The 13,929-nt window shown below is 59.5% G+C and carries 11 protein-coding genes; 3 read left to right on the top strand and 8 right to left on the bottom strand.

What is annotated here, in order from left to right; all coding sequences use genetic code 11:
• Positions 1-163 precede the first annotated feature (163 nt).
• Complete coding sequence (locus FW764_RS02975; protein WP_446432685.1) at positions 164-1,162, top strand: AraC family transcriptional regulator; 999 nt, start codon at positions 164-166, stop codon at positions 1,160-1,162.
• A gap of 130 nt (positions 1,163-1,292) precedes the next feature.
• On the opposite strand, the gene FW764_RS02970 is transcribed toward FW764_RS02975, so the two are convergent.
• From FW764_RS02970 to FW764_RS02960, 3 genes are read right to left on the bottom strand one after another with little or no spacing between them, the layout of a single operon-like run.
• Positions 1,293-2,639 carry an ATP-binding protein gene (locus FW764_RS02970; protein ID WP_446432684.1) on the bottom strand — a complete coding sequence of 449 codons (1,347 nt, stop codon included), beginning with the start codon at positions 2,637-2,639 and terminating at the stop codon, positions 1,293-1,295.
• Positions 2,636-3,313 (bottom strand): response regulator, encoded by a 678-nt coding sequence (locus tag FW764_RS02965; RefSeq protein WP_017138377.1) that lies wholly within the window; start codon positions 3,311-3,313, stop codon positions 2,636-2,638. Before FW764_RS02965 ends, FW764_RS02970 begins: the two co-directional genes overlap by 4 nt.
• 18 nt (positions 3,314-3,331) lie before the next feature.
• Positions 3,332-3,640, bottom strand: coding sequence for a hypothetical protein (locus tag FW764_RS02960; protein ID WP_446432683.1), 309 nt, complete (start codon positions 3,638-3,640; stop codon positions 3,332-3,334).
• Between the two features lie 137 nt (positions 3,641-3,777).
• Here FW764_RS02960 and FW764_RS02955 point away from each other — a divergent pair, with 137 nt between their 5' ends.
• Complete coding sequence (locus tag FW764_RS02955; RefSeq protein WP_446432682.1) at positions 3,778-4,494, top strand: 4'-phosphopantetheinyl transferase family protein; 717 nt, start codon at positions 3,778-3,780, stop codon at positions 4,492-4,494.
• 36 nt (positions 4,495-4,530) lie between these two features.
• Here FW764_RS02955 and FW764_RS02950 read toward each other — a convergent pair whose 3' ends face one another.
• Together FW764_RS02950 and FW764_RS02945 are read right to left on the bottom strand one after the other, a co-directional pair.
• Positions 4,531-6,141 (bottom strand): ATP-binding protein, encoded by a 1,611-nt coding sequence (locus FW764_RS02950; protein WP_446432681.1) that lies wholly within the window; start codon positions 6,139-6,141, stop codon positions 4,531-4,533.
• Positions 6,138-6,863 carry a response regulator gene (locus FW764_RS02945; protein WP_446432680.1) on the bottom strand — a complete coding sequence of 242 codons (726 nt, stop codon included), beginning with the start codon at positions 6,861-6,863 and terminating at the stop codon, positions 6,138-6,140. Before FW764_RS02945 ends, FW764_RS02950 begins: the two co-directional genes overlap by 4 nt.
• Before the next feature lie 714 nt (positions 6,864-7,577).
• Here FW764_RS02945 and FW764_RS02940 point away from each other — a divergent pair.
• A complete protein-coding gene (locus tag FW764_RS02940; protein ID WP_446432679.1) occupies positions 7,578-10,472 on the top strand; it encodes a ribonucleoside-diphosphate reductase subunit alpha in 2,895 nt (964 codons plus the stop codon).
• 88 nt (positions 10,473-10,560) lie between these two features.
• Here the strand turns inward: FW764_RS02940 and FW764_RS02935 are convergent, their stop codons facing one another.
• The 3 genes from FW764_RS02935 to flgD form a co-directional block, all read right to left on the bottom strand.
• Positions 10,561-11,646 (bottom strand): hypothetical protein, encoded by a 1,086-nt coding sequence (locus tag FW764_RS02935; protein WP_446432678.1) that lies wholly within the window; start codon positions 11,644-11,646, stop codon positions 10,561-10,563.
• A 212-nt stretch (positions 11,647-11,858) separates the two neighbouring features.
• Positions 11,859-13,169, bottom strand: a complete 1,311-nt coding sequence (gene flgE / locus FW764_RS02930; RefSeq protein ID WP_446432677.1) for a flagellar hook protein FlgE — start codon at positions 13,167-13,169, stop codon at positions 11,859-11,861.
• 31 nt (positions 13,170-13,200) lie between these two features.
• Positions 13,201-13,926 (bottom strand): flagellar hook assembly protein FlgD, encoded by a 726-nt coding sequence (gene flgD / locus FW764_RS02925; protein ID WP_446432676.1) that lies wholly within the window; start codon positions 13,924-13,926, stop codon positions 13,201-13,203.
• Positions 13,927-13,929 lie beyond the last annotated feature (3 nt).

Genomic DNA, 13,929 nt, shown 5'->3' with positions numbered 1-13,929 from the left:
TAGACATAAGGGCTGTGGGATTTGACTGAGGCCATCGGCAGACGCACGAGGTGGCGGAAATCCGCCCACGCACCCGGTCTCGTCCTACAATTTGGCGGATATCCGCCTTGTCGCTTTTCTCGGTCATGGCTAACATCCGCCACTCCATGGACGAGGCCCTCACATGCGTGAACGTACGATCGCCAGTCACTACGCCCGAGCCGCCCTCGGCGGTGCGCGCCGGGCGGGCTACGATTACTCGCCCCTGCTGCTGCAGGTGGGCATCACGCCAGAGTTGCTGGCCGAACCCCGTGCCCGTATCGCCCCCGAGCAATTTACCCGGTTGTTGCAAATGCTCTGGCTGGGGCTGGATGACGAATACCTGGGGTTTGCCGAAGGCCCAAGCAAACGCGGCACCTTCGCCATGATGTGCCACGCGCTGATTCACTGCCGCACCCTGGAGAAGGCTCTTGAGCGCGGCTTATTATTTTACAGCCTATTCCCACAGGGTCCGCGGTGGCAGCTGACAAGAGAAGGCGACATGGCCCGCCTGAGCCTGGACGATTCGCAGCTGTGGGACCCGGATCACTTTCTCAGTGAATGCCTGTTGGTGATCTGGCATCGCCTGGGCAGTTGGTTGATCGGCCAGCGTATTCGGCTGCAACAGGCAACGTTCAGCTACCCGATGCCCGCGCATGCCGGCGAATATGACTTGCTCTTCCCCTGCCCTCAGGTATTCGGTGCTGCACATAGCAGCCTGGTGTTTCCCGCGCGCTACCTGAGCCTGCCGTTGTTGCAGGACGAACGGACGCTCAAGCACTTTCTCGAACGTTCTCCCGCCGACCTGCTGTCGCGGCCGGACGAAGGCGATAGCCTGAGCAGCCAGCTGCGCCGCCTGTTGAGTCGCGACCGCACGCCCTGGCCAGACTTGGAAGCCGTCGCCCAGCACCTGCACATCAGCCCGCAAACCCTGCGCCGGCATTTGCGTGAGGAAGGCACCAGCTTTCAGGCGCTCAAGGATGAGTTGCGGCGCGACATCGCCATCTACCACCTGGGGCGAGCGGATTTGTCATTGCAGGAGATCGCCGAGCAGTTGGGGTTTTCCGAACCGTCGGCATTTCATCGGGCGTTCAAGAAGTGGACAGGGTTGACGCCGGGGGCTTACCGGGCGCAGGAGAGTTAGCGGTGTGTTGCCATTGCCGGCCCCTTCGCGAGCAAGCCCGCTCCCACATTCGACCGTATTCCTACAGGATAAACCCGGTTAAATGTGGGAGCGGGCTTGCTCGCGAAGGGGCCAGTGGAGTCAACAGAGATCACAAGGCCGGAAAGTGAATTTTGAACGCCGCACCGCCCAGCGGTGAATCCCCAAGGGTCAGCCGCGCGCTGTAACTTTCAATAATGTCCTTGACCACCGCCAGGCCGATGCCCTGCCCCGGGTGCTGACGGTCCAGCCGCTCACCCCTTTGCAGAATCCGCGCACGCTGATCGGGCGGCACACCTGGGCCGTCATCCTCAATGCACAGCTCGGTGCCTTCGAGGTTTTCGCTCAGGCTGATACGCACTTCACTCAGGCATAGCCGATAAGCATTTTCCAGCAAGTTACCGAGCATTTCGAGCAAGGCACCTTTCTCGATCGGCACATCGCACTCGAGCGGCAACTCGAAGGTCACCGTCACGCGCTTGTCGCGATAAACCTTGTCCAGCGTGTCACACAGGCTTTGCAGCACCGGCTCCAGGCGCACCTGGTGGCGCACCAACCCGCTTTTGCGCAGGCTGGCACGCTGCAATTGGTAGCCGATCTGCTGGCTCATGCGCTCGATCTGCGATTGCAACACCCAGGCCTGGCCGCGATCCTCGGGGCGCTGGGCCATGTCTTCGCTCACGCCCTGCAACACCGCCAGCGGGGTTTTCAGGCTGTGGGCCAAGTCGTCGAGGGAGTCGCGGTAACGCGCCCGTTGTTCGCGCTCGCTGTGCAGCAAACGGTTGAGTGAGCCGGTGAGACGCAGCAGTTCGCGGGGGTGTTCTTCAGAAAGGCTTTCGCGGGTGCCGCCTTCGATCTGGTCAAGTTCCTGACTCAAGCGCCGCAGGGCTTGCAAGCCCCAGGTCAGGCCCAACCACAATAGGGTCAGCAACACCAGCAACGCCGCGCCGAATCCAAGGTAAAGGTTTTCCTGCAGACCTTCGAGGGTCAGCTGATATTCGCGCACCGGTTGCAGGGCGACGATACTGAACGCTGCGCTCTTGCCGCCCAGCAGCCTGACCTCGACGTCATACACGAAAAACTCCTGGCCATTGGCCTCGCGGATACGTGCAAACTCGTTACCGCGCCCGTCGTAGCGCGGCTTGTAGTTGATGTTTTCTTCCCGGGTCGCCCGTGAGCGCCATACCAGGTGGCCTTCACGGTCGTAGATATAGCCGAGCAAGCGGCTGTCGGTGAGGTTAAAACGTTCATCCGGCAACTGCGCTGGCATCAACAAACGGTTGTTCTCAACCCGTGCGGCGGAAATCAGCGTGGTCACGTCCGAGGCCAGGCGCTGCTCGATAGAATCCTGCAGCGCCAGACTGAACGCGCCTTGCATGGCGGGCAATAAGCCCAGCATAAACAGCACGGCCAGGGTGGTGGCCGCGAGCATCAAGCGCACACGTAACGAGCGAATCAACGGCAGCGCTCATTGAACAGGTAACCCAAGCCGCGCACGGTGTCGATCGGCTTGAACCCGGCCGGACCTTCGAGCTTGCGGCGCAGGCGCCCGACCAGCACTTCGATCACATTCGGATCACGCTCGTCGTCATCGGGGTAGAGCTGTTCCATCAAGCGGTCCTTGGCGACCACTTGCTGATGGTGACGCATCAAATATTCAAGAATCCGATATTCGTAAGCGGTCAGCGCCAACGGCTGCTCATCCAGGGACGCTTGCTTGCGATTGAGGTCCAGCAGCAAAGGCCCGGCAACGATGGTCGACTGAGTGAAACCGCTGGAGCGGCGCAGCAAGGCGTTCATGCGCGCCTCCAGTTCTTCGAACTGGAAAGGTTTGACCACGTAGTCGTCAGCGCCGGCGGCCAGGCCTTCGACCTTGTCCTGCCAGTTGCCGCGCGCGGTGAGGATCAGGATTGGGAAAGTCTTGGCCTGGCTGCGCAATTGGCGGATCAGGTCCAGGCCGCCCATGCCGGGCAGGCCCAGGTCGATAATGGCCAGGTCATGGTTGAATTGGCCGGTCTGGTACAGGGCTTCCTCGGCATTGGCCACGGCTTCGACCACGTGGCCGCTGTCGGTCAGGCGGGTGAACAGGTGATGACGCAACAGCGCCTCATCTTCCACGACCAGCAATTTCATATGGCTCTCCAAAGCGATTCAACTGTCCGACAGGGGAATATCATAGCGGCCCTGCACGTCTTGCGGGCGCAGTTTAATGCCATTGTACTGGCCCGTCAGGTGTTCGTAGCCGGTGCGGTAGGCCGGTTGTGGATTTGCCTGGCCCAAGGACCGGCCCCACGGCGCGGCTTGGCTGCCCGCGTCTTCGAAGCTGACACGATGGATCAGGTTGCTGGGCTTCTTGGTTTTCTCGCCACCAAATGCCGCAAAAGCGCCGTCCGAAGCCTGGGCCCCGGCAGCGGCACTGAGCATAGTTAACGCCAACATCAGCTGTTTGATCGCAGTCATGGTGCTTACCTCTACGCGTTTGGCTGTTGAAGCCAGACTACGCAAGCGCCCCTGAACTCCCCCTGAACGGGCTCTGAACCTGGCCTGAACCGTCTCGGACTATCCACTGGCGCGCCAACTGAAGCAAAATACCGCGCATGACGCCCCTACCCGCTTGCTGCACCCCACTCGATGCCCACTGGCCACTGCCCGTTCCGTTGCCAGGCACGGTGTTTCTGAGCACACGATTCGACCCGGCCTTATTAGTCGCCGGTGATTTCCAGCGCAGCGCCGTGCCGCCACCGGCCAGCATCCAGCGCTCAGTGGCCAAGCGCCAGGCCGAGTTCCTCGCCGGCCGCCTGTGCGCCCGCGCAGCACTGCAACAGCTCGACCACCTGGATTGCGTGCCGGCCATCGGCGAAGACCGTGCGCCGGTGTGGCCCGGGCACATCAGCGGTTCCATCACCCACAGCACCGGGCATGCGGCGGCGATTGTCGGGCACAAGGCGCAATGGCGCGGGCTGGGGATGGACCTGGAGAATGTGCTGACGCTTGAACGGGCGCAGCGCCTGGCCGGGGAAATTCTCACGGCGCAGGAATTGCAACGCATGGCCGCCTTGCCGCGCGAACAGATCGCCTTGGTGGTGACGCTGACGTTTTCGGTCAAGGAGAGTTTGTTCAAGGCGCTTTATCCGATTGTGCAGAAGCGCTTTTATTTTGAGCATGCCGAGGTAGTGGAGTGGTCAGAGGCCGGGCATGTGCGGTTGCGGTTGCTGACCGACCTGTCGGCTGAGTGGTGCCATGGCAAAGAGTTGGAGGGGCAGTTCGGGGTGGATGGGGAGCAGTTGTTGAGCCTGGTGGCCATCAGCGCCTGAACCATCGCTATCGCAGGCAAGCCAGCGATGGCAATATCAGGGATTCTCCTGATCCCTGGGCCAACTCAGGCTAAAGCATGCGCCGCCCAGGTTGTTGCTCTTGCTGATCAACGCCCGCCCGCCGTGCCAATAGATAATCCGCCGCACAATCGACAAACCCAGGCCGTGCCCGCCCGAGGCGCGGGTGCGGCTGTCGTCCAGGCGCAGGAACGGCGTAAAAATGCGCTCCCAGGCGCTTTCCGGCACGCCGGGCCCGTCGTCTTCCACATCTATGCGGCAACGCACCTGACCCACCTGATAACTGATCAACACCTGGCCCTGAGCATGGCGCATCGCATTGCTCACCAGGTTTTGCAGGGCTCGGTGCAGGTAGCGCGGCTCGGCATCGACCCAGGCGTCGTCCCAATGTGCCGACGACAGACAAACGCCTCGAGCCACGCTGACCTGTGCACGCAGTGGCGATAATTCGCCGATCACCTGATCGAGCAACGCGCTGAGATCGACTCGCTGGAAATTCAGCGCCGGCGCACCCTGCTCCAGGCGTGCGTAGGTGAGCATTTCGTCGACCAAACCATCGAGGTCCTGGATGTCGCTGTCCATGCCGTCCATATATTTACGCCGCGCCTCAGCAGTGGCGGCGTCGCCAATCATCTCTAAGCCAAAGCGCAGACGCGCTACCGGCGTACGTAACTCATGGGAGACCGCGCGCACCAGTTCCCGCTGGATCGCCAACAATTGCTGCAAGTGCTCGGCCATGCCGTTAAAAGCTGCCGCCAAACGCCCTACCGAGTCGGCACCACGCGCCGGCACGCGTACTTCCAGGTTACCTTTGGCAATGCGCGTGGCCGCCGCTTCCAGGCCCTTGAGACGCCGCTCAAGCTGACGCACGAGTAAATACACGATCAAGCCGATCAGGGTCAGGCTGATCAGCGCGATCAGGATCAACCATTGCGGCGGATAAGGGTTCATTTGATACAGCGGGCCGATCTCCAGCACCCACGGCGTTCCGACCATGCCGGCAAATACGCGGATTGAATCGCCCCCCTTGCCCAGGGCCATCACGGTATCGCCTTCCGAGACCCGACGACGTTGGTCGTCATCCATGTCGGCCTCCTTCAGGGTCAACAGGTGCATGTCAAAACCAAAGCCCTTGGTCTGCTTAATGTCGGCGAGTTTTTGCGGCTGCTCGGCGACCGGAAAGCGCACCAGTTCGTCAGCCAGCAGGTAAATAGTCGCGCGGGCCAATTGCTCGCTGATCTGCTGCACTTCGCCCGTGAGCACCAGTTGTTCCTGTTCGCTGACCAGGCGCAGCACCCGCGCCGCATGTGGCCCGGTCTGCTCGACCAGCACCTGGCCACGTTGCAAGCGGTTGCGTTGGCTCAGGTCCAGTTGAGCGTCGGTCAACGTGCGCAATTCCAGAGGGATGCCCAACAACCGCTCCCACACCGCCAGAGTGCGCCGGCGCTCGATGGCGCTCATGGGTTGCAGGTTATCGCCCATCAACGCAAAGGTGCCGTGGGCCAGGCGCTCACGGTACTGGTCGCTACGCACCTCATTGAGCAAATGCAGGGCTAGCACGCCGAGCAACGCGACCAGGATCAGCGCTGCGCACATGCCGCCGTAGATGCGCAGGAAGATCGAATTCACAGCGGCATATCGATGGCGGCTTCGGGGACGAACAGATAGCCCTTGCTGCGGATGGTCTTGATCAGACGCGGATGGATCGGGTCGTCGCCGATCTTCGGGCGAATGCGTGAGATGCGTACATCAATGGAGCGGTCCTGACCGTCATAACCGATGCCACGCAGGGCGATGAAGATTTCTTCGCGTGACAGGATGCGGCCGGCGTTTGCCACCAGCAGCCACAGCAAGTCGAATTCGGCACTGGTCAGTTCGATACCCCCTTCGTGCAACCAGGCTTCGCGCAGGGCGTTGTCGATTACCAGCGGGCCGAATTGCAGGCGGCGCTGGTTTTCCGCGCCAGCAACAGGTGCGGGTTCGCTGCGCCGCAGCAGGGCCTGGATACGCGCCAGCAACAGGCGCGGGCGCACGGGTTTGCACACGTAGTCGTCGGCCCCCATGTCCAGGCCCTGCACTTGGTCCATGTCGTCCGTGCGCGCCGTGAGCATCAGGATCACACCGTCATAGCGCTCGCGCACTGTGCGGCAGATGCTCAGGCCGTCTTCGCCGGGCAGCATCAGGTCGAGGATCACCAGGTCAGGCTGTTCGGCGATGATGCGTGCCGCCGCCAGGGCACCATCGCTCTCTACCGACACGCGCAAGCCATTGCTCTGCAGGTAATCACGGGTCAACTCGGCCAATCGCTCGTCGTCCTCGACAATCAATATTTGCCAGGTTTCTTGCTCCATGCACTACCTCGGTTCTAATTATTGTCACGTACGGGAAGCACACTATTGCCTCTATTGAAGGTCGATTGTAGCCACGGGCCAGCCCTCTAGCACAAGCTGGGAAATCCATTCGGTGATCGCGTTTTTTTGTGATAGGGTTCGCGCCCTCAAAAATCCAACAGGCGGTTTTTGTCTTGGAATATTCGGTGACAAACGGCGTAATCCAGCAGTACTGCGGCCTACACGGGAATTCCACGTTTCATACACATTTTACCCACAGCGTTATCCACAGGTAGTGCGTTGCTAAGCCCCCAAAAACGCATTATCTTGTAGCTCGGCGCTAAAAAAACCCTACATGTAGGGTTTCAAGCGAAAAGCCAAACACAGATCAGACAAGAAACTCAAGCGCTTTCTTGCTCCCGTTTGGTTGAACCAAAGCATTTTTTCAAAGCCCAAACCGCGCACGCGGATGGCCGCCGTTTTCCAGCCTCAACGGCACAAAACGGTACGGGTGTTGCAGTGTTCGACGCGAGCAACTGTCACTCAGCAGGAATACGGCGAAGGGTGCTTCACGGCCCGAACCAAAGACTTCGGTATGGAAGCGGCGCGATGAGCTCCCTTCCTCCTGTCCCGAAGTTGTTATGCCAGGCCCAGGCCTGTTGTAAGTGCTTCAGGACGGAACGGTGGGCACCGTGATGGTGCCCAAATAAATATAGAATGTGGAGACAACCCCCCATGCAAACCGACACAACTCGCGAGAACCCGCAAGGCTCCGTGCCGCAGGCCGCTGATTCGAATATGGATCTGTCCGCCACTGCACCTGGCCAACTGCGTGTGATCAAGCGTAACGGCACTGTCGTCCCCTACACCGATGACAAAATCACCGTCGCCATCACCAAAGCGTTTCTTGCAGTTGAAGGTGGCACCGCCGCTGCCTCGTCGCGCATCCACGACACCGTTGCCCGTCTGACCGAACAAGTCACCGCGACCTTCAAGCGTCGCATGCCTTCGGGCGGCACCATCCACATCGAAGAAATCCAGGACCAGGTTGAACTGGCCCTGATGCGTGCCGGCGAGCAGAAAGTAGCGCGCGACTACGTGATCTACCGTGACGCCCGTTCCAAGGAACGCGCTGTACGTACCCCGGCTGAAGAAGCTGCCGTACAAGCTCACCCGTCGATCCGCATCACCCTGGCCGACGGTTCGTTTGCCCCCCTGGATCTGGGCCGCCTGAGCACCATCATCACCGAGGCCTGCGAAGGCCTGGAAGAAGTCGACGGTGACCTGATCCAACGCGAAACCCTGAAGAACCTGTACGACGGCGTGGCCCTGACCGACGTCAACACCGCCCTGGTGATGACCGCCCGTACCCTGGTTGAACGTGAGCCGAACTACTCGTTCGTGACCGCGCGCCTGCTGATGGACACCCTGCGCGCCGAAGGCCTGGGCTTCCTCGGCGTCGCCGACAGCGCCACTCACCACGAGATGGCCGACCTGTACGCCAAGGCCCTGCCGGCCTACATCGCCAAGGGTATCGAATTTGAATTGCTGAACCCGATCCTGGCCACCTTTGACCTGGAAAAACTCGGCAAGGCGATCAACCACGAGCGCGACCAGCAGTTCACTTACCTGGGCCTGCAAACCCTGTACGACCGTTACTTCATCCACAAGGACGGCATCCGTTTCGAACTGCCACAAGTGTTCTTCATGCGCGTGGCCATGGGCCTGGCGATCGAAGAGAAGCACAAAGAAGACCGCGCCATCGAGTTCTACAACCTGTTGTCGTCTTTCGACTACATGTCGTCGACCCCGACGCTGTTCAACGCCGGCACCTTGCGTCCACAGCTGTCGAGCTGCTACCTGACCACCGTGCCGGACGACCTGTCGGGCATCTATCACGCGATCCACGACAATGCCATGTTGTCCAAATTCGCGGGCGGCCTGGGTAACGACTGGACGCCGGTGCGTGCACTGGGTTCGTACATCAAGGGCACCAACGGCAAGTCCCAAGGCGTTGTACCGTTCCTCAAAGTAGTGAACGACACCGCTGTAGCCGTGAACCAGGGTGGCAAGCGCAAAGGCGCTGTGTGTGCCTACCTGGAAACCTGGCACATGGACATCGAAGAGTTCATCGAGCTGCGCAAGAACACTGGTGATGATCGTCGTCGTACCCACGACATGAACACCGCTAACTGGATCCCTGACCTGTTCATGAAGCGCGTCTTCGATGACGGCCCGTGGACCCTGTTCTCGCCATCCGAAGTGCCGGACCTGCACGACCTGACCGGTAAAGCGTTCGAAGAGCGTTACGAGTACTACGAAGCGCTGTCCCAGTACCCGGGCAAGATCAAGCTGTTCAAGACCATCCAGGCCAAAGACCTGTGGCGTAAAATGCTGTCCATGCTGTTTGAAACCGGCCACCCATGGCTGACCTTCAAGGACCCGTGCAACCTGCGCAGCCCGCAGCAGCACGTGGGCGTGGTCCACAGCTCGAACCTGTGCACCGAGATCACCTTGAACACCAACAAGGACGAGATCGCCGTTTGCAACCTGGGCTCGATCAACCTGCCGAACCACATCGTCAACGGCAAGCTGGACACCGTAAAGCTTGCACGCACCGTGAACACCGCCGTTCGCATGCTCGATAACGTTATCGACATCAACTACTACTCGGTACCACAGGCGCAGAACTCCAACTTCAAGCACCGCCCTGTCGGCCTTGGCATCATGGGCTTCCAGGACGCGCTGTACCTGCAGCACATTCCTTACGGTTCGGACGCTGCGGTCGAGTTCGCCGACAAGTCGATGGAAGCGGTCAGCTACTACGCGATCCAGGCTTCCTGCGACCTGGCCGACGAGCGCGGTGCCTACGAGACGTTCCAGGGTTCGCTGTGGTCCAAAGGCATCCTGCCACTGGATTCGCAACAGATCCTGATCGAGCAACGTGGCCAGAAGTACATCGACGTTGACCTGAACGAATCCCTGGACTGGGCGCCAGTACGTGCCCGTGTGCAGAAAGGCATTCGTAACTCCAACATCATGGCCATTGCACCGACCGCGACCATCGCCAACATCACTGGCGTATCGCAGTCGATCGAACCGACCTACCAGAACCTGTATGTGAAGTCGAACCTGTCGGGCGAATTCACCGTGATCAACCCGTACCTGGTTCGCGACCTGAAAGCCCGCGGCCTGTGGGACTCGGTCATGATCAACGACCTGAAGTACTACGACGGTTCGGTGCAACAGATCGAGCGCATCCCGCAAGAACTCAAAGAGCTCTACGCGACTGCCTTCGAAGTGGACACCAAGTGGATCGTTGACGCCGCCAGCCGTCGTCAGAAGTGGATCGACCAGGCTCAGTCGCTGAACCTGTACATCGCCGGCGCTTCGGGCAAAAAGCTCGACGTGACCTACCGCATGGCGTGGTACCGTGGCCTGAAAACCACTTACTACCTCCGTGCCCTGGCCGCGACCAGCACCGAGAAGTCGACCATCAACACCGGTAAGCTGAACGCTGTTTCCAGCGGCAACCACGGTGATGATTCGGTACTCGCAGCACCTGCCGGCCCAGCTCCGGTGCCAAAGGCTTGCGCGATTGACGAGCCGGATTGCGAAGCTTGCCAATAAGCTGAGCGGTTGCTGAAAAGCCCGTTAACCTTCCGGTTAACGGGCTTTTTTGCTTTAGTGCAGCGCCTATTCCTGCCCGCCTATCACACTATATAAATGCGTACGCCTCCCCGTTATCCTCCTTACCAGGCCGTCCACCTCGGCCTCCCCAAAGCTCTATACTCCCACCAATCACCGCCATTGAATGATGACCGTAGTTCACAACACCTAACGCGCCGCTGGCGAGCTCATCGCTCGTAGTCTGCCTGTACAGACCGCTGAGCCCTAAACGATCCAGCCCTTCGTGATCATGTTCGCCGTCGTTCAAGCTTAACAATGCATCTTGAAAGCTATTTTGGGCTTTATGATCATTTTCACCCCGGTCCCCTCTATTATTGCCATCCGTTTGAGCCCGCTTGGCACTGACGGCGTACATGAAGTTAGCCTCGGTAATCATTGCTGGGTCATCCCCCGCGAACCGGGCCTGCTCTGCCGCCTCGTTCAACTCACCTCGACTCAAATGATAGGTTTTCCCATCTCGCATTTGAACGTTCCACCCATCACCTGCCGTTCTAACGTCACGGAAAACATCGGTGGCTTTTTGACCGAACTTCATCATTGCGGCTTTTATCGCCGAAACAGTGACGCAATTACCATCAGACGCCTGCTTGAAACCACTCCAGATGTTGCCCGCCTCTCTACCCGTGCCAGGTTTTTTTCCGGGATTGCTCTTGTCAGGCTTGTAGTCAGTGTAACGAGCCCCCGCAGTAAAAGGCTTGTTACTCATGGACTCCCTTGAGCCAAAATCACTCGGTTTAACCCTACCGCCGCCGCCGCCCCCACCACCGCCACCCGGCGATGGCCGTGGAGAGGGAGCGGGGGATGGCTCACTCGCAAACAGCTCCGGAAACAGTGCCTTCAACAGCATGAGTATATTTTGAGCAGCGTCCTTCCATAGCTGCTCCAGGATCGCCTTGAACTTTTCGTCTCCCAGCTCCGCTCTCTTTTCATTCAACTTGTTACGCAGGTGCTGCACAGTCTGGTTCTTGGAGGTTTTCCGAGCTTCATCAAGTGCTTTGAGAAGCGCGCTGACTGCCTCCTTGCTGCTATCGACGTTATCCACTTTGTTTTCTGAACGATCGGCTCCCCAAGCCGCACCCACCTCACGCACACCCTCGGCCGCGTTACCGGCCATCGACGAATTCCACATACCGACTTCACCTTGTAGTAATTAGGCCCAACACCGTTTGCTAGCTATGTGGAAGGAACGGCGTAGTCGGTTCCAACACAGGCATGTCGTCTCCTGATGGGGCGGGCGGTGGGAAGACTCCGAGATGCCAAATTGCACGCAAAAAAAACCCCTCGATCGAGGGGCTTTCGTTGCGCTTGCGCGTCAGGCTAACTGCATCAGGTCATCTGAATGATGGTCTGCATGATGGTGCTCTGGGTGGAAATAGTCTTGGCGTTCGCCTGATAGTTGCTTTGGGCCTTGATCAGGTCGACCAGCTCGTTAGTCAGGTTGACGTTGGAGTTCTCCAAGGAGTTGGCCACGATCGAACCCAAGGTGCCGGCTTGCGGGGTGTCAAAGCCCGGCTGGCCCGAAGCGAAGGTTTCTTTCCAGGTAGTGCCGCCAGCGGGTTGCAGGCCCTGTTCGTTGTTGAAGCTGGCCAGGGAGATCTGGCCAATAGCCTTACTTTGCTGGTTGCTGAACGTTGCGAACAGAACACCGCTGCCATCGATTTTCAGGCCGGTGATCTGGCCCGTGGCATAACCGTCGGTGGTCGGCGGGTTGCGGTAGGTGGCCGAGTTGTACTGGGTGATGCTGGCCATATTGATGGCGATACCCCCAGGGTTGGCATCCGCACCGTTTTTCGTCCATACACCGTTAGTCACTGTACCTGGAACCCAACCGGCAATGGTCAGGGTGGTACCGGACACCGCAGGGCCGACGATACTCGTGAGCTTACCTGCACCATCAAAGGTCAAGGTGGACGGCAAAGGCGCAACAGCGCCGGCACCAGTAGGCGGGGTGCCATCCGGATTACGACCATCAATCAGGGTATAGGCGTTCCACTTGTTACCGTCGGTTTTAACCAGGTACTGCACCATCGGGTGCGCGTTGCCTTGGGAGTCGTACAAGGTGGTGCTGTATTGCGTGGTGAAGGTATCGGTCTTGGTTGGATCAAACGGCTTGGCCACCTGGTCGATCACCGGCTCCGAGGAGTTCAGGTTACTGGTGGAGTCCACCTTGGTGGAGGCCTTCGGTGGCAGGTTCGACAGGTTCAGTTGCAGATCGGTCAGGCCGCCCTTGTTGATCTTACCGTTTTCGTCCGCGGCGTAGCCTTGCAGGCGCGAGGTGCCGGTATTGTTGGTGATGTAGCCGTCCTTGTCGGCACGGAAGGCACCGCTTCGGGTGTACTCCAGCGAACCATCGTTGCCCTTCTGAACGAAGAAGCCACCGCCCTGGATCGCCATGTCCAGGATGCCACCGCTGTTGTTTACGTCACCCTGGGTGAACTGCTGGGATACCGCCGCCAGGTTCACACCGTTGCCGATGCTGTTCTGGCCGGTGCCCAACTTGGACGCCGCGTAGATATCCGTGAATTCGGCACGCGACGATTTGAAGCCCGTGGTTGCGACGTTGGCGATGTTGTTGCCGGTCACGTCCAGTTGTTTGTTGGCCGCATAGAGGCCGCTAAGGCCGATGTTAAAAGACATGTTTCTCTCCTTCTGCCGTATTTAGCCGGCTCTATGTACCGATAGTCTGAATTTGCGACAGCTTGACGCTGCCCATGCCGCCTGCAAGGTTGAGCAGCATTTCGCCGCCGGTCTTGCTCAAGGTCACGCTGGTGACCGTTGCCGGCAGCGACGTGACCAGGGCAACCGAGTCACCCTTGTCATTCTTGGTGGTGGCCTTAAAGGTGTAAGTCCCGGCAGGCGCGACTTCGCCCTTGTCGTTCTTACCATCCCAGATAAAGCTGGAATTACCGGCGCTCTGGGCGCCCATGTCGAGGGTTCGCACGACATTGCCGTCTTTGTCGGTGATTTTCACCGAGACGTTGCCCGTCGCCGCCGTCACCGCCACCGAACCGGTCATGCTCTTGCTGGTGTCCACGGCCGCCTTGTCGGTCTGGGTGATGATCGAGCGCCCCACCAGCGACGACGCTTGCAGCGCTTGCGACGAACTGAAGTTGCTGGAGATCGCATTCACCGAGTCGTTCAGGGTGTTGATGCCTTCCAGGCTGCTGAACTGCGCCAGTTGCGCCACGAACGCACCGTTGTCCTGAGGCGACAGCGGGTTCTGGTTTTTGAGCTGGGTCACCAGCAGTTGCAGGAACGCATCCTTGCCCAGCGACTGATTACCCGTCGCCGCTTTGGAGGCATTATTGATGCTGCTGTTATCCGTCGCTGTCTTGACCTTGGAATTAAAAAGGTCCTGGACTGCCGTGTTGTTTTTGGTATCAACGATGGCCATTAT

It is taken from the genome of Pseudomonas sp. 1152_12 (assembly GCF_052850675.1).
This window is presented reverse-complemented; position numbering and strand designations above follow the sequence as displayed.